We start from the raw sequence: 17,078 nt of genomic DNA, 5'->3' as shown, positions 1-17,078 counted from the left end.
GCAAAGAAACAATAGAAAAGCTTGGGGAACAAGAAAAAGAAATAACAATAATAGCAGATGGAGCTTACAGCAGCATTGAAAACATAGAACTTGCAGAGAAAAACAATATCGAACTAATAACAACAGCTCTTATAGGGAAATTACCAGATGAAATACAAAGCGAATTTAAATTAGATGAAGTAACCCATGAAATAATCAAATGCCCAAAAGGAGAAAAACCATACAAAACAAGATACTATGAAAAAACAGGATTATATAGAGCATCCTTTAATAAAAAAACATGTGAACATTGTCCACTAAGAGAAAAATGTGGAGCAAAGCTACAGAAAAAATCAGCGTATGTATTAATAACAGCGAAAACAATACAGAGAGCAAGCTATTTAAAAAAGATGTCAACAGAAAAATACAGTGTACTTCAAAAGATAAGAAATGGAGTGGAGGGTATACCATCAATACTAAGACGAAAATATCATGTAGATGTGATACCTGTAAGGGGATTAGTGCGCTCAAAAATCTGGTTTTCATTCAAAATAGGAGCTATAAACGCAAAAAAAGTACTAAAAATGGCAGCGGAGATGGCTGCGAGTTTGTATAAAAATATCGAAATCAAATTTATTCTTACAAAAACAGGTAAAATCCAAGCAGAGTTGTTATTAGTAGCTTAAAAAATGTCACTTATGACACTCAAATCAAGAATTGGAGTTTAAAATCTTAAGATGAGGTGATGAAAATGAATTATGCTATTTTTCAATTTATCAATGGATTTGCAGGTCATAACAATATAATAGATAAGGTAATGATTTTTATAGCTTTGTATTCTCCTATTATATATGGGCTGCTGATGGTTATTCAATGGTTTGTTGGAGGTGATGATGGGAAAAAGGTATCAATGGATGAGTTCTTTGCTGCGGTCATAGCATTGAGCGCAAATTTTATCATTTCAAGATTTTACTTTGAACCAAGACCTTTTGTTTCCCATAAAGTGAATTTGCTTATTAAACATCCAAGCGATGCGTCTTTTCCAAGTGATCATCTATCAGGAGGTTCTGCCATTACATTTACTCAGATAAGAGGGAATAAGTTTATTGGTGTTATCATGATGTTATTGACGGTTTTACTGCTTATAGCCAGAGTATATGTTGGTGTTCATTATCCTATGGATGTTATAGCTGGATTTATCATAGGATTTTTAAGCAGCAAGCTTGTAAAATATTTAAAAGGCATCTTGATACCTTTTGAAAATTATATGCTTAAGATTTGGCATAAATTTATAAGGACATAAAGGATTGTATTTATTTTTTATTTCTCAGTTTTGTTGACATTAAGGATAATGTATGGTACCATATAATCAGGAATTGAGAATGATTATCAATGAAGGGGTGGTAATGATGAGCGTATACGACTTGAAACCAGGGCAAACAGCTTTAGTAAGCGGCATTTTAGGTGACGAAAAGTTAGCCAAAAGATTGCGTGCTCTTGGGGCAAATGAAGGTGTAAAAGTAAGGGTCAAGAACTTTGCACCTTTGGGAGATCCTATTATAATAAATTTTATGGGGTTTGATCTAGCTATTAGGAAAAGTGATGCAAAGAATATAGTCGTAAAAGATGTCGTTTAAATCTACAGCTTAAAATAATTAAAGGAGGGAACGTATGACAATTTCGGTTCCGAAACGGATGATAACCGCCGCTTTGATTGGCAATCCAAATGTAGGTAAAACCACACTTTTTAATCTGCTTACTGGTTCTAACCAGCACGTAGGTAATTGGCCGGGCGTCACCGTTGAAAAAAAAGAGGGCTTTATAAATGATAATATAAAAATCGTCGATTTGCCGGGTATTTATGCAATGGATACTTACTCAAACGAAGAAAAAATCTCCAAGTCTTTTCTTGAAAATGGCAATGTGGATTTGATATTGAATATAGTAGATGCTTCAAATCTACATAGAAATTTGTACTTAACCATGCAGCTTAAAGAATTCAACATACCTATTGTGTTGATACTAAACATGGTGGATGTTGCTGAAAATAAGGGCATAAAAATTGATTATGAAAAATTGTCTAAATTGCTTGATGTCATGGTTGTTCCGATAGTGGCTTCAAAAGGAAAAGGTGTAGACAAGCTGGAGGAACTTTTGCTAAATGACATTTTTTCAAAGGCAAATCATGATAATGATAATCAATATCATGATGAATTGCGTTTTAAAAGCGAAGCCGAAACGTATAAATATATAGAAGGCATTTTGTCACAGTGTTTGACGCATACATCTGAAAATACGGTTACTATCACAGAGAGATTGGATAAAATCCTCATAAACAAATTTTTGGCATATCCGATTTTGGTAGCTATCGCATATTTTATTTTTCAGTTTACTTTTAGCTGGGTTGGTCAGCCTTTAGCTGATTTGTTAGATACTTTTGTCAATGATTGGTTTGCTCCACATGTTGATATATTGCTATCTGGCACAAGCAGCTGGTTTAAGTCACTTATTGTAGATGGCATCATTGGTGGTGTAGGCTCAGTTATAGTATTTCTTCCTGTGGTGTTAGCACTATTTTTGTGCATATCTTTTTTAGAAGACAGCGGGTATATGGCTAGGGTAGCGTTTTTGATGGATAAGATAATTAGGAAAATGGGCTTATCCGGAAAGGCATTCATTCCGCTTATAATTAGTTTTGGGTGTAATGTCCCGGGTCTGATGTCCACAAGAACTTTAGAGAGTGAAAAAGACAGAAAAATGACGGCTCTTCTTTTGCCGTTCATGTCTTGCAATGCAAGACTTCCTATTTATCTGGTCATGGCTGGTGCTTTGTTTAGAGGTCACGAAGCCTTGGTTGTGGCATCATTATACGCATTAGGTGTAGTTGTGGCGTTTTTTGTAGGCATACTTTTCAAGAATACCATATTTAAGAAAGATGATGAACCGTTTATAATAGAGTTGCCTGAATACAAATTGCCTGAACTTAAGTCATTGGTACTACACACGTGGGAAAAAGGCAAAGGTTTTTTAAGAAAGGCAGGAACTATAATTTTTTCTGTGTCAATAATTGTTTGGCTTTTATCGAACTTTAATTTTTCAGGCATGACAGAAATAGACAAAAGCTTCATTGCCGGTATAGGAAGATTCATAAGCCCCGTCTTTATACCATTAGGTTTTGCTTCATGGCAAAATTCAGTGTCCCTTCTTACTGGAATAATGGCAAAAGAAGTAGTAGTAGGAACCATGGGTGTTATATACGGCGGAAATTTGACAAAGATTTTGCCGACAGTTTTTACGCCGATTTCAGCTATTAGTTTTCTCGTCTTTGTGCTTTTGTACACACCGTGTATATCTTTAATTGCTACAATGAAAAAAGAATACGGTGGAAAGATGACGGCATTTTCTGTGACGTATCAGTTAGTTCTAGCTTGGATAGTCTCATTTATAGTTTACAATGGAGGAAGTTTAATCTTAAGAATATTTTAATTAAAGGAGTGATCTTATGATTATTGAAGTAATTGTAACTGTAGCAATAGTAGCTGCAGCGGTGTTTATTCTTTATAAAAATTTAAAGAAGAGTACTTCTGGTCAATGCAACTGCGGTAGTTGTTCTTCAAGTTGTCCTAAATTTTCCACAGTGAAGCAAAAAAAGTAGGCAAAACCTACTTTTTTTTTAAAATATTTTCTTGGCGAATCTTTCTATTCTCTCAAGTGCTTTCATTATCTTATCTATGGAGTACGCATATGAAACCCTTATATAACCATCGCCGCCGGGACCAAAAGCATCTCCTGGGACGACGGCTATTTTTTCTTCTTTTAAAAGCCTTTCACAGAATTCCTGTGAAGTTAATCCTGTTTTTTTAATTGAAGGGAAGATGTAAAAAGCTCCCTTTGGTTCAAAGCAATCAAATCCTATTTCTCTAAAGCCGTTTACTATAAATCTCCTTCTTTGATCATAAGTTTTTCGCATCTTTTCTATATCTTCTTCACATTCGTATATAGCTTTTATCCCAGCATATTGAGCCATGATTGGAGCGCATATTGTCGTGTACTGATGTATCTTATTCATAGCTTCTATAAAACCGTGTTCTGCTGCTATGTATCCTAGTCTCCAGCCTGTCATGGCAAATGCTTTAGAAAATCCATTGAGAAGTATGGTTCTTTCTTTCATGCCAGGCAGAGATGCTATGCTTACATGCTTTCCATCATAGGTAAGTTCGCTGTATATCTCGTCGGAAATGACTATTAAGTCATGCTCTATTATTATATCTTTTATTGCTTCTAAGTCTTCCTTTTTCATAATGGCACCTGTCGGATTATTCGGATATGGCAGTATAAGTGCTTTTGTCTTGTTGGTTATTTTTGATTTCAAATCAGCAGGTGTTATTATAAAATTATTTTTTTCTTCTGTCGGTACATATACAGGAACTCCCCTTGTAAGCTCGATGCACGGCGCATACGATACATAACTAGGCACTGGAACTAAAACTTCATCTCCATTGTTTAAAAGACAGCGAAGTGCAAGATCGATAGCCTCGCTTGCCCCAACAGTTATCATTATCTCTCTCTCAGGATTATAATCTAAGTCGTAATGGTTTTTCAAAAAAAACGATATAGCTTTTCGCAATTCAAAAAGACCAAGGTTTGATGTATATGTAGTGGTGCCTCTGTCTAAGACATCTATGCCTTCTTTGCGTATTGTCCAAGGTGTTACAAAATCTGGCTCTCCTACGCCGAGAGAGATAATATCGCGGGAATTAGTAACAAGGTCAAAAAATTTTCTTATTCCTGATGGTGGTATATTTTTTACTATGTCTGATATGTATTTGTCCTCTATCATGGCGTTACCACCAATCTGTTGTCTTCAGGACCATCTGTAAAAAATACACCGTCTTGTTTATACCTTTTAAGTATGAAATGTGTAGTCGTGCTTAATACTCCATCAATTGGTGCTAATCTTTCAGCCACAAAAATCGCTATTTCTTTCATCGTTTTTCCTTCCACTTCTACAGAAAGGTCATATCCTCCAGATATTAAAGATACCGATTTTACCTCTTCGTATTGACCGATTCTTTCAGCAATTGCATTAAAGCCCTGTCCCTGCTGAGGTGTTATCCTTACATCGATAAGTGCCCTTACAACTTCCCTTTCAGTTTTTTCCCAATTTACTAAGGTACTGTACTTTAATAAAACTTTTTCTTCTTCAAGATTTTTTATGATATCTTTTACTTCATCTTCGCTTAATCCTGTGATTATAGAAATTTGTTTATCAGTTAGACGGCTGTTTTCATGAAGAAGCTCAATAATATCCATCTTTTTAGACATGAAAGACACCTCCTAAAAAATAATGTTATGCACATTATAATATAATTATTATAATAATTCAATCTATTAAAGTTTTAAATTTGCAACTTTCCTTTGAATTTCAATATCATCTTTGCTGGATGATAAGATTGCTTTGCATACCTTAATCCTGGGATTCCCAAGTCTTGTTCTCTGTTTATATATTTATATTCAGACATCAGTTTAGCAAAGCACATGTTTATAAAAGCGTACGCATCTTTAATCTCGGGGTTTGCCTTTTCTATGTGTGTAACGGCTGTTTCCGGATTTAATTTCTCTCCGAATGAATACGCTTCAATTTTTCCGCTTATTTTTAAAACAATTCCCTTTAGTTTAAAAAATTCATAGTTATCAAGGACTTTTTTTATAGCATCAAATTCTTGAATAACACCAGGATTTTCTTCTATATCTTTTAAGGATAGCCATTTTTCAGTAAATTTCAAGCATTCTAAAGCATTTTCTGAAGATAATTCTTCTAATGTATAATCATAAGTTTTTAAAAATCTATTTATATGGTTTTTTTTATTGTGGTATTTTCGACCAGAAAGATTAATAAGGTCTTGTGTATTATATACGTAGTCAAAATTATTTTCATCTTGTTCCAATTCAACATTGTACAATTCTTTAATTTTACAGGCACTGTCTTTATCAAATCGATCGAGATAAATTTCAGAATGATATTCCTGCATTATTTTAAAAAATTTACCGAATGCATCTAAGATGCTTTCAGCCGGCCCTACAGGAGGAAAAATTTTGTTGCCTGAAGCAATCAATAGACAGCCGTCAATTATTTCATATTTAATATCATAAACGTGATTCCACATAAAAAGATTTGTGAATGTGTATTCTGATATCTCTGGTGGAAATTTAGAAAAGTATTCGTCAAATATATTTTTATCATCAATAGTTAAAGATTTCAAACTCATTCACCTCTTGGATAATAATTATTTATTGCATATAGTTATTTACACGTGCTAATATTATAACACAGAGCATTTAAATAACAAAATTGACTTAAGCATTGTGATAATATAATATAGAAGAATGATAAAAAAATAATTAAGAGGTGTTTTTATGTACGACGAATTTGCTAAATTTTACGATAGATTAGGCTGGGATTCCTATGCTAAGGAGTTGTGGCCAGATTTTAAAAAATATTTAGATAAAATAGGATTTGAACCAAAATCTATGCTTGATTTGGCTTGCGGAACGGGTACTTTTTGTATAGGTGCTTTAAAGGACGGCATAAATGTGGAAGGTCTTGATTTATCTGAAGAAATGCTAAAAAAAGCAGTTGAAAACGCCAAAAAATATGGTTATGATATTAAGTTCCATCATGGTGATATGAGTAGCTTCCACCTTGGGAAAAAATATGATCTTATAACTTGTACATTTGATGCTATAAATCACATGACGGATTTTCAAAAGTGGAAGTCTATGTTTAATTGCGTCAAAAATCACCTTAATGAAAATGGCGTATTTATGTTTGATATGAATACACTGAAAGATTTAAACGACAATTGGAATAATATCCATATAAGAAAATATCCAAATGGCGATTATTATATCTCTAAAAGCATATCATTTGGAGATAGTGCTTTTATAACATTTACTGCTTTTTTAAAGAAAGAAGGAAGGCTGTATGAAGAATATGAAGAGACGGTTCAGGAAACCAGTTTTTCATTAGATGCAGTAACACGGGAACTTAAGGAGATTGGGTTTAAAAATGTGAATATAATGAATAGAAAATTTGAGATGGTTGAAGATATAAATGGTTTAGATAGAGCTTTCATTCTCTGCAGCATTTAAGACAATGTGGCGATGTGATTAAAGGGATTCAGTGCAATAATATAATATTGGAATTAATAAATGGGAGATAGTGATATGTCAAAGATTGAATTAATAGCACCTACACTTTTTGGAGTAGAATCAGTAGCGGCTAAAGAGATAAAATCTTTAGGATATGATGATGTAAAAGTAGAAGACGGGAAAGTGACATTTATTGGCGATGTATCCGCTATATGCAAATCAAACTTGTGGTTAAGGACTGCTGAGAGGATTTACATTAAAGTTGGTGAATTTGAGGCTACCACATTTGATGAGCTTTTTGAAGGTGTAAAGTCTATGCCGTGGGAAGAGTGGATTCCGGAAGATGGTCAGTTTCCTGTTGATGGATACTCTCTCAAGTCAAAGCTCTTTAGTGTGCCTGATTGCCAGTCAATAGTGAAAAAAGCGGTGGTAGAAAGGCTTAAGAAAAAGTACAAAAAGGAATGGTTTGATGAAGACGGTCCAATTTACAGGATAAAATTTTCATTGATGAAGGACAAGGCTGTGTTGATGATAGATACCAGCGGAGAGGGACTTCATAAAAGAGGATATAGAGCTGTGTCAAATATAGCACCTTTAAGGGAAACTTTGGCATCTGCCATGATCATGCTAAGTGATTGGAGATACGATAGACCGCTTATTGATCCATTTTGCGGGTCGGGAACTATACCTATTGAAGCTGCTTTAATCGGCGCCAACATTGCACCTGGATTGAACCGCAAATTTACATCAGAGAAATGGAAACAAATACCAAAGAAATTGTGGTCTGACATGAAAAATGAAGCTTTTGATTTAATCAAAAAGGACGTAAAACTAAATATAAAAGGATATGATGTAGATGAAGATGCGGTAAAATTATCCATAAACAATGCTAAAAAAGCCGGTGTAAGTGATTGTGTAAGGTTTTCAAAAAGACCTTTAAAAGCTCTAAAAACTGATGATAAGTATGGTATAATAATCTGCAATCCGCCTTATGGTGAAAGAATGGGAGAGATAAAAGAAGTAGAAAAATTGTATAAAGAGATGGGAAAAGTATTTACAAGTCTTGATACGTGGTCATACTATATAATAACATCACATAAAAATTTTGAAAAACTTTTTGGGAAATATGCGAGTAAGAGAAGGAAGCTTTACAATGGCATGATAAAAACCACATATTATCAGTATTTTGGACCAAGACCACCAAGAGACTGACGCGTAAGCGTCTTTTTATATTTGCAAAAAAATTTTAATAGTTGCGAAAAACTTATTTGCGGCTCATTATAATTTTAATTATAATATACTAAAATGTGCTATGTTTAAGCGAAATGAGAATTAATTAATTGTAATTAAAAACTGGGGGGATACTATTAAATGACTTTCAAGAAAAATGGCGGAAGTTCAAATATATTAAGAAAAAAATCTCTTGACATGATAATAGATGACACACAGGACAAAAAGCACGCATTGAAAAAATCGCTATCATGGTTTGACCTTATTCTCTTTGGCATTGGCGCAATAATTGGCACAGGTATTTTTGTATTGACTGGGGTTGCTGCCGCAAAATATGCAGGACCAGGTCTTATATTGTCATTTGTTCTTTCAGGTATTGCATGCTCATTTGCTGCGCTAAGTTATGCGGAATTTGCATCTACATTTCCTGCAGCAGGATCTACGTATAGCTATAGTTATGTGGCACTTGGTGAAATATTCGCATGGATAATAGGATGGGACTTGATATTGGAGTATGCATTCGCTATACCTGCCATTGCGTTAGGGTGGTCAGGATACTTTACAAGTTTGCTTCACAGCTTTGGCATTAACATACCTGTATGGGCTGCAAATTCGGCAAGCTCTGCACCTGGTGGAATAATAAATCTACCGGCTATAGGCATAGTATTGCTTTTGGGAATAATTCTACTTTTTGGAACAAAAGAAAGTTCGATACTAAATAATATTGCTGTTATATTTAAAGTGATGGTGATACTGTTTTTCATAGCTGTCGCTGTATGGCATGTACATCCATCAAACTGGAAGCCGTTTTTGCCATTTGGATGGAAAGGAGTATTTTCAGGCGCTGCAATAATATTTTTTGCTTACATTGGGTTTGACTCTGTGTCGACGGCGGCCGAGGAGACAAAAAACCCTGAAAGGGATATGCCTATAGGAATTTTAGGGTCTTTAGGAATAAGCACAATTTTGTATATAGTCGTCGTTGCAATACTTACAGGTGTCGTATCATATACAAAGCTTAATACGCCTGAACCTGTGGCATTTGCACTAACAAGCCTCGGTATAAACTGGGCGTCGGGATTAGTCTCTTTTGGTGCGATAGCAGGAATAACGACGGTTCTTTTAGTTATGATGTATGGACAGACCAGGATATTCTTTGCTATGTCAAGAGATGGACTTTTGCCTCCATTTCTTTCAAAACTTCATGAAAAGCACAAGACGCCTGTTGCCAGCACAATAATAGTTGCGCTGTTTGCGGCAGTTGTTGCTGGATTTTTCTCAATCGATGAACTTGCAAAGCTTGTGAATATAGGAACCATGTTTGCATTTGTCCTTGTATCGGTAGCTGTTATTGTTTTAAGGTACACAAAGCCTGAACTTCCGAGAAAATTTAGATGTCCATTTGTTCCGTTAGTGCCTATCTTATCCATTGCTTCAACTGTATTTTTGATGGTTTCACTGCCTCTGGAGACGTGGATAAGGTTTATAGTATGGTTTGTGTTGGGAATTGTCGTATATGTGTTTTATGGATATAGGCACAGCAAGCTGGCACAAAATGACTACAAAGGTACTAAAGAGGAAAGCCTTTATAAAGAAGTATGACGAAAAAAGCCTTGGACAACCAAGGCTTTTTTCGTAGACATGACTAACTAATATGTATTGTGTTGTTAATCATGCTTATACATTAGCAGTATGCACCAGCAAGTAATTAAGGATGAACTGCCGTATATAGAGAAAATATACCGTAGAATACTGCAAAATTCACAAATACTATGAGGCAAAATATTAAAACAGCTCTAATAAAATTCTTCCTCAACATTAAATCCCCTCTGTATTATTATTTATTGCTTTTCTCTATATATATAAACAAATAAGTAAGCATTTTGTTACACTAAAAACAAATTATTTTTTTAGTTTGATGCTATTGGCAGCTTTTATTAGCTCATTCTTATCGATTTTTGACATCAGAGAGAACAAATTATGATCTTTTCTCCAGACGACGGTGTTTAAACCATTTTTTTGAATCAAGATGCCCTCATAGCCGTTTATATCGATCTTTTGGGTGATGGCATTTTCCGTGTCAACCATCATGTCAGTGTTTTCGTTAGAGCTTTGACTGAAAACTATGAAATCGCCTTTGTCATTTGTATATTGAATGATTTTGGTTACCTCTTGTGACTCTACCTTGCTTATCTTGAACCCATGTGGCACGTATGAAAGATAATATTCATTTTCCCAGTTGGACGGAATCATGGATGTGGAAGAAGACGTACTGGGTTCATTGTTTTCCTTTAATTTTATGTCTGTATAATCTTTTTTGATTTCAATTATGAGGTTAAAGACGCGAGCTCTAAAGGCAGAAACAGTCGTTATTGCCACAGTGAAGCCAATAAAAACCACAAAGAAGAATATCGCGACTTTTGGGAAGGTTCTTTTCGCCGATATAAAGAATTTTTTGACTGCTTCTTTTCTTTTATGATGTTTTAGCATTTTTCTGATTTTAATGCTTAATTCTTCAGGATAAGGTATTTCTTCACTATTGGCTTCTGCATCAAGATCCTGAATTATGTTGTTTACATGGCAAGCCCCTGCATATTCCAGCAATGCCTCAAATATTTTGCTTTCAGATTTTAGCTTTTCATCGTAAAGGTCTTTCATATTTCCACATCTCCTTTATACTGGTATAAAGCATCTTTAAGGCTTTGCCGCGCACGATACAGTCTTACTCTTACATTGTCTTCCGTGATGTTTAAAAGATTTGCGATGTCTCTATTGGAGTATCCGTAGTAGTATTTTAAAGAAATAATGTCTGCGTACTCTGTCTTTAGCTCTTTTACTTTTTCAGATACTCTTCTAAAAATGTCACCGTTTATTATTTTCTCGTCAAACGGCTCTGAGTCATCATGAAAAAACTCATCTGCATCTTCAATAAATAAATTTTTTTGCCTCTTTATTTTGTTGTACATATTTATTGAGATGTTTCTAACTATAATAACAACTAATGCCCTTATTTTGTTACAGTCATAATCAGAAATTTTTTCGATATAATTGATAATATTTATAAAAGCAGATTGGACAGCATCTTGTGCCAATTGATAGTCGTTTAAAATGTTGTATGCCACTTTAAACATATCTCTGCTGTACTTTACATACATATCTTCGACTTTTTTTCTTTGACTTTCGTCTGTAATTGTGTCAAATAAGATAAACAATTTCCTACCTCCCTCGCCCATGCTTATCCGCAAAAATTTAAAGCATGTCAAATAGATTATATCATAAAACTTTTTATGTGAGATATTTAACAAAAATTTTTTATAAAAACTGTAACGAAATAGGCAATAAATTTGTTATGTATTTTGGGAAGGGATATATTAATCACATATATTAAGAAAATTAAATTTTATGGGTATTAGAATAAAGATATTATAGGTGAGGAGAGATGATTGACATCGTAAGCGCTGATAAAGATAGAGATGCATTTGAAAGATCTTGGGGAAGGTGTTTAAAAAGAGGACTTAATAAATCAATACTACCTGATATTAATCATATTCAATTAGAAAATAATCTTTTGGCTGATGCATTTAAAAATATAGTAGAGAAATTAGATGGAACAATAGCATTAACTGACAGCGTACTCATTATAACAGATAAAAATGGTATTGTTTTAGATATAAAATCATTTGATAAATCTGCAGAGGTAAACTATTTAATGAAAACAGGAATGATTTTAGATGAATTAAATGCTGGCACAAACGCCATTTCAATGGTATTAAATACCGGAAAGGTATCAATCGTAAAAAAAGGAGAGCATTATATAGAATGTTTTAATGATTTGTCATGTATAGCTGCTCCTATATATGATAAAGATTCAAATATTTTAGGAGTAATAGATATAACGACTTATAAAGAAATAAATGACGTACATAAAGTTTTATTGCTCTTTTTAAAAAAGACTATAGAATCAGATTATTATGAATTAAGCGCAAAAGAAATATTAAATGGATTAGATGCAATTGACATAGAGATATTAAAATTATTGGCATATGGGTATACAGATAGCCAGATATCAAAAAGAATACATGTTTCAATAAGCAATGTAAAATATCACAAGAATAAATTAAGAAAAATATTTGATGCGAAATCTATAAGAGATTGCATATATAAAGCCACAAAAATTGGAGTCATATAACTATCCAAAAGTACAAAATTTGTTCTTGATTTGTACTTTAGTACAAAAAAAGGTTCAAGTTTAAATAAAATTGATACTTTTGGACAGTAGACATGCTTTCATAAGTGTCTTATTATAAAAATAAGGTAATTACCGGTAATACCTTAAGATATTATAATTATCTTCAATTTAAGTATACCTTTTGATAAACAACAAATGGAGGCGGTTTGTTAATGAAAAGATATTTAGGGAAGATAATATTGGCAATCTTGCTTTCTTTGACAATAATAATACCTAATTTTGTTTTTGCAGATTATGTAACATATACAGCATATTCTTTACCACCGCTTAAAGGTGACAACTTTACGAATGTGCATGATAAACAAACAAATGATAATTATATAAAAAATCAAGTAACTGCTTTAGATAATACAGATAATGCCGATTTCTGGGTTGTTACACAAGATGGTACCAGGATATCAGATAATTACAATCAAAAAGTGACGAGTTATCCTATCACTATAAATTTCAGACCAACCATTCATAAATACAAAGGCGATCAAATAAAAATGGGTATGCAAAATGCTCGTCTAAGCACGGGATATGCGTTTGTTTCTGGAAAAGTAGATTTTAGATAATATTACTATCAAAAGGTATACTTTTTATTTTTTAGAAGTTAGAATTGATAAATTGCAAATTATAATTAAAATAGGATGTGATATTTTGAGAAATATGATTTTATTTGAGATGAAAAATTGTATTAATAGAAAAGAATTTAAAATTGTTTTTATGACTTTGTTTTTAATATCTATAAGCGCATTTTTGTTGACATGCTATATTTTTTACGGTCATCCGTTAAGTTTTGTTAGATCAGCATATGAATCAGGCATTATCAGAGGCAATTATTCCAGTTTGTTGTTAAATGTTGAAATCATATTGCTACCGGTATTCGCTACAATAATATATTCTGATTCATTTTATACAAATTCTAGACTTGGTACCTATAAAAACATCTTAACAAGAACGGATAAAAAAATTTACATATTATCGCAATGCATAGTAATATTTTTGGTGACTTTTTTTACATTTTTTATACCATTGCTGATAAATCAATTGCTGACTTTTATTGCTTTCCCATTAGTGGGATTTGATAACAATTCAGCATTACCTCCATTTGATTTAGGTTATCAAAAGGAGTATTTATTTGATTTTGTGAGAATTCAATGGCCACTATTATATGATTTTATATATATGGTTTTAAATAGTCTATTTGCTTCATTATTTGCACTATTTGGCTATTCTCTATTTTTTCTATTTAATAAGAGCAGAGTTTTTGTCATAGCAGGAATGTTTATAGTGCTTCAAATTTTAAATTTTGTACTTTCGGTTGCAGGTTATTACGAATATTCCATAGAGCAGTATTTATACAGTTTATCGAAAGGCTCATATATAGCGTTAGTATTATGGATAGTATTATTGCTATCAGTAAGTCTTTCGATAATTATTTTAAAAGGGTTTAAGTATGAAATAGATATAGTTAAATAGCGATGGGAGCAGGTATAATGAAAATAATACACAGTTTGATGATAAAGATGTTGTTAAAAAGTAAGAGATTGTATTTGATAATATCTATACTGATAGTTTTAGGCATATACAATGCTTTAAAGTACAGCGGGGATTTTATAAACCAATTAAATAGATTGCAAGATAGAGACTTTTTATATTATATGTACAATGACTTTTTTAAGGTAAACATTGTGCTTTTAGTTATTATTCCGCTGTTTTTATCAATTTTAGAATTTAATATTGATATTTTTGATAGGTATAAAATAATACTCAAGTACAATGACATAAAAAGATGGTGGAGAGATAAAGACTTTGGAATGTTTTTGTATTCATTTATATATGTGACAATAATTAATTTAGTGATGATTGTAAATGTAATTTTTAGCGGCAATGGTGAAAAATTAGATTCAAGATTTTTTATATTTTTCTTTACAGGTTTTTTGTTACAGTTACTTGGCTTCTTGATTTTTTCACTGCTTTATGAAATATTCACACTAATTACTAAAAAAACGTGGATTGGATATGTTTTAACATATGGCATTATATTGTTAGTATATGTAATCCAGCAGTTTTCATTTCAGCAGATTTTTCCTTTGAAGATAAGATCAGTAGAATATTACATGTTTCTTGTATACAAATTCAATACAAATAGATTCGTATTCGATTATATGGATTTGATTTATGTGTTATGGTTTTTGCTAATCTACGTAATTCTATATATTTATGGATATTGTGTATGTAAGCATATGGATATATATTGGAGTGAATAATGTGAGGAAATTATTAGAAAACGAAATAAATAAAAAAATAATAATATACGGTTCAATAACTGCGCTTTTGCTTGGTTTATACAATGTTTATTTAACAAATTTATATGGAATTAATTCGTTGGAAGGCTTATTTTTTGTAGAATACGGTTTTGTAGATATTAAGATGATTAAATATGTAATGCCATTTTTAAAATGGGTTTTACCTCAAATGACTTTGATGTGGATTTTAAAGGAATTTGTTGCTGGTGAATTAGACAAAAATGGTGTTTATATTTTTACTCGTACCAATAGAAGAGGCAAATGGGTTATTGGCAAGACTTACGATTTATTTAAATTTGTCATTTTATTTTACTTTATAATGTTTTTAATAACGTACATAATTGGTACTGTTGTTGGATATAAAATGTTATATATTTACAAAGGAATCGAGTTAATACTGACTATGTTTATATTAACGGTACTGTTAAATTATGAATATATATTGATAATAAATATTTTATCGTTAAAAATAGATGTATTATACAGCTTTCTGATAGCTTTATTTGTAGATATATTTTCACTATTGCTGTCTTCATTCATTTATGAATATTTCAAAATGAAAATTTATTTGTTAAAGCTACTTCCAGTTAGCCATGGAATTTTGGCATGGCACAGTATGAATAGCATGTATAATAATTTGTACATGTTCGAATTTAGCATAAAGAATTTTTCAATAATTGATTCAATTTCATATTTAATTTTATCATGTTTTATCATTGTGATTTATGGAATATATGTGTTTCAACATAAAGATATAATATAAGGAGGCAATGTAGAATGGGATATTTAGAAGTAACAAACCTTAGCAAAAATATAGGACAAAATGAGATATTAAAAAGTATTAATCTAAATCTTGAAAAGGGTACAATATACGGCTTTTTTGGCAGAAATGGGTCTGGAAAGACAATGCTTTTTAGAGCGTTATGTGGCTTGATCAAGCCGACGTCTGGTACGATAACAATAAATAATAAAGTTCTGCATAGAGATATATCTTTTCCAGAGAGTATAGGCGTAATAATTGAATCACCGGGGTTTTGGGATCATTATACAGGTTTCGAGAATTTAAAAGTTCTATCATCAATAAAAAACATAATAGGTGATGAAGATATTAGAAAATCTTTAAAAAGAGTTGGTCTAGATCCAGATGATAGAAGAATATATAAAAAATATTCTTTAGGAATGAAACAACGCCTTGCAATTGCTCAAGCTATTATGGAACGACCTGATATCATAATTCTAGATGAGCCTACAAATTCACTTGATGAAAATGGCGTACAGCTTGTAAGGGAAATATTGATAGAAGAAAAGAAGAGGGGGGCGCTTATACTTATTGCAAGCCACAACAAAGATGACATAGATATATTATCAGATGTTAAATACAAAGTTGACGATGGTTCGGTAATACAATCATAAAAAGAGGTGTGTTGAATGAAAAAATTAGATAAGGTTTTGCTCTCGATTGTCGTATCTTTGGTTGTAATCGGTGCTGTGGTAGGAATTTTTACGAGGTTTTCATACAAAGACAATGTTTCTTTTTCTAGAATTTCAAATGATATAGATGATTATAAAATAGTTGTGGGAGATGTTGATTCCGATAGGGCATTTTATAAAAGTTTTTATGTGGAAAATATAAAAAGCCTATCAGATCTTGAACTTAAATCTGATTATATTTTAAAAGTGAGGGCAGAAGATGATAGGAAAACATTAAATAATACATTGTATACAAAAGTAAATGTTGTTAAGATATACAAAGGAAATGATTTAAAAGGCAAAAATTATGTATATATTTATGAACCTTGTTTTTTTGATGTATATAACAAAACATTTTATTCTCAATGGGGTTACAATTTTATGCACAGCAACGATGAATATATCGTTTTTTTAAGGAAGATAAAGGCTCCACAGGGATATCATTATAAAAACAATGAAGGCATTAGTTTTTTGTTTACTTCGGTGCCTTATGGCAAGTACAAGTTAAAAGATATAGGCGAAGTTATTGCAGTAGATGAGAAAAAAATAAATCAAGGGTTAAAATATGGTGATGTTAAAGATTTGGATATAATAACGTCAGATAGTGATATTGCAAATAGGTATGAAAGCATAAAAAACGAAGTATTAAGAAAATATAAATAGATCCGCATATTAAATGCTAATTTTCAAAAAATCTTTTTCAT

General features: G+C 32.1%; 20 protein-coding genes. 15 read left to right on the top strand and 5 right to left on the bottom strand.

The genetic code is table 11. The features are described from left to right. From J2Z80_RS03950 to J2Z80_RS03930, 5 genes are all read left to right on the top strand, one after another. Positions 1-665, top strand: a 665-nt coding sequence (locus J2Z80_RS03950) for a transposase (protein WP_209453232.1), incomplete at its 5' end; no start/stop codon positions are given. A gap of 65 nt (positions 666-730) precedes the next feature. Continuing rightward, positions 731-1,282, top strand: a complete 552-nt coding sequence (locus J2Z80_RS03945) for an undecaprenyl-diphosphatase (protein WP_209453231.1) — start codon at positions 731-733, stop codon at positions 1,280-1,282. 106 nt (positions 1,283-1,388) lie between these two features. Then, positions 1,389-1,616, top strand: coding sequence for a FeoA family protein (locus J2Z80_RS03940; RefSeq protein WP_245301128.1), 228 nt, complete (start codon positions 1,389-1,391; stop codon positions 1,614-1,616). 34 nt (positions 1,617-1,650) lie between these two features. Further along, the gene (gene feoB, locus J2Z80_RS03935) at positions 1,651-3,465 is read left to right on the top strand and encodes a ferrous iron transport protein B (protein WP_209453229.1); all 1,815 of its coding nucleotides are present in this window, start codon (positions 1,651-1,653) and stop codon (positions 3,463-3,465) included. Between the two features lie 16 nt (positions 3,466-3,481). After that, positions 3,482-3,634 (top strand): FeoB-associated Cys-rich membrane protein, encoded by a 153-nt coding sequence (locus J2Z80_RS03930; RefSeq protein ID WP_209453228.1) that lies wholly within the window; start codon positions 3,482-3,484, stop codon positions 3,632-3,634. Positions 3,635-3,652: 18 nt separating this feature from the next. On the opposite strand, the gene J2Z80_RS03925 is transcribed toward J2Z80_RS03930, so the two are convergent. The 3 genes from J2Z80_RS03925 to J2Z80_RS03915 form a co-directional block, all read right to left on the bottom strand. Further along, entirely contained in the window at positions 3,653-4,819 is a 1,167-nt protein-coding gene (locus J2Z80_RS03925; RefSeq protein ID WP_209453227.1) for an aminotransferase class I/II-fold pyridoxal phosphate-dependent enzyme, read from the bottom strand. Then, positions 4,816-5,304, bottom strand: a complete 489-nt coding sequence (locus J2Z80_RS03920; protein ID WP_209453226.1) for an Lrp/AsnC family transcriptional regulator — start codon at positions 5,302-5,304, stop codon at positions 4,816-4,818. The genes J2Z80_RS03925 and J2Z80_RS03920 overlap by 4 nt, the downstream gene beginning before the upstream one ends. Before the next feature lie 74 nt (positions 5,305-5,378). Beyond that, positions 5,379-6,248, bottom strand: a complete 870-nt coding sequence (locus tag J2Z80_RS03915; RefSeq protein WP_245301127.1) for a DUF2156 domain-containing protein — start codon at positions 6,246-6,248, stop codon at positions 5,379-5,381. Between the two features lie 148 nt (positions 6,249-6,396). Here J2Z80_RS03915 and J2Z80_RS03910 point away from each other — a divergent pair, with 148 nt between their 5' ends. The 3 genes from J2Z80_RS03910 (at position 6,397) to J2Z80_RS03900 (ending at position 9,963) form a co-directional block, all read left to right on the top strand. Continuing rightward, positions 6,397-7,131, top strand: coding sequence for a class I SAM-dependent DNA methyltransferase (locus J2Z80_RS03910; RefSeq protein ID WP_209453224.1), 735 nt, complete (start codon positions 6,397-6,399; stop codon positions 7,129-7,131). 75 nt (positions 7,132-7,206) lie between these two features. Next, on the top strand, positions 7,207-8,343 hold the full coding sequence (locus J2Z80_RS03905) for a THUMP domain-containing class I SAM-dependent RNA methyltransferase (RefSeq protein WP_209453223.1): 1,137 nt from the start codon (positions 7,207-7,209) through the stop codon (positions 8,341-8,343). Between the two features lie 159 nt (positions 8,344-8,502). Beyond that, a complete protein-coding gene (locus J2Z80_RS03900) occupies positions 8,503-9,963 on the top strand; it encodes an amino acid permease (protein WP_209453222.1) in 1,461 nt (486 codons plus the stop codon). Between the two features lie 300 nt (positions 9,964-10,263). Here J2Z80_RS03900 and J2Z80_RS03895 read toward each other — a convergent pair whose 3' ends face one another. Together J2Z80_RS03895 and J2Z80_RS03890 are read right to left on the bottom strand one after the other, a co-directional pair. Then, on the bottom strand, positions 10,264-11,019 hold the full coding sequence (locus J2Z80_RS03895) for a DUF4367 domain-containing protein (protein WP_209453221.1): 756 nt from the start codon (positions 11,017-11,019) through the stop codon (positions 10,264-10,266). Beyond that, positions 11,016-11,573 (bottom strand): RNA polymerase sigma factor, encoded by a 558-nt coding sequence (locus J2Z80_RS03890; RefSeq protein ID WP_209453220.1) that lies wholly within the window; start codon positions 11,571-11,573, stop codon positions 11,016-11,018. Before J2Z80_RS03890 ends, J2Z80_RS03895 begins: the two co-directional genes overlap by 4 nt. Positions 11,574-11,800: 227 nt before the next feature. On the opposite strand from J2Z80_RS03890, the gene J2Z80_RS03885 reads away from it, so the two are divergent. From J2Z80_RS03885 to J2Z80_RS03855, 7 genes are all read left to right on the top strand, one after another. Further along, entirely contained in the window at positions 11,801-12,550 is a 750-nt protein-coding gene (locus tag J2Z80_RS03885; RefSeq protein ID WP_209453219.1) for a helix-turn-helix domain-containing protein, read from the top strand. Between the two features lie 212 nt (positions 12,551-12,762). Continuing rightward, the gene (locus J2Z80_RS03880; RefSeq protein ID WP_209453218.1) at positions 12,763-13,167 is read left to right on the top strand and encodes a hypothetical protein; all 405 of its coding nucleotides are present in this window, start codon (positions 12,763-12,765) and stop codon (positions 13,165-13,167) included. Positions 13,168-13,261: 94 nt separating this feature from the next. Continuing rightward, positions 13,262-14,074, top strand: a complete 813-nt coding sequence (locus tag J2Z80_RS03875) for a hypothetical protein (protein WP_245301132.1) — start codon at positions 13,262-13,264, stop codon at positions 14,072-14,074. A 17-nt stretch (positions 14,075-14,091) separates the two neighbouring features. After that, positions 14,092-14,865 carry a hypothetical protein gene (locus J2Z80_RS03870; RefSeq protein WP_209453216.1) on the top strand — a complete coding sequence of 258 codons (774 nt, stop codon included), beginning with the start codon at positions 14,092-14,094 and terminating at the stop codon, positions 14,863-14,865. Position 14,866: 1 nt separating this feature from the next. Beyond that, entirely contained in the window at positions 14,867-15,667 is an 801-nt protein-coding gene (locus tag J2Z80_RS03865; RefSeq protein WP_209453215.1) for a hypothetical protein, read from the top strand. A gap of 14 nt (positions 15,668-15,681) precedes the next feature. Further along, the gene (locus J2Z80_RS03860; RefSeq protein WP_209453214.1) at positions 15,682-16,317 is read left to right on the top strand and encodes an ATP-binding cassette domain-containing protein; all 636 of its coding nucleotides are present in this window, start codon (positions 15,682-15,684) and stop codon (positions 16,315-16,317) included. Positions 16,318-16,332: 15 nt separating this feature from the next. After that, the gene (locus J2Z80_RS03855) at positions 16,333-17,037 is read left to right on the top strand and encodes a hypothetical protein (RefSeq protein WP_209453213.1); all 705 of its coding nucleotides are present in this window, start codon (positions 16,333-16,335) and stop codon (positions 17,035-17,037) included. Positions 17,038-17,078 lie beyond the last annotated feature (41 nt).

This window comes from Thermoanaerobacterium butyriciformans (genome assembly GCF_017874545.1).
Lineage (GTDB): Bacteria > Bacillota > Thermoanaerobacteria > Thermoanaerobacterales > Thermoanaerobacteraceae > Thermoanaerobacterium > Thermoanaerobacterium butyriciformans.
The sequence above is the reverse complement of the archived record's forward strand: the minus strand, read 5'-3'. Positions and strand labels throughout refer to the sequence as shown.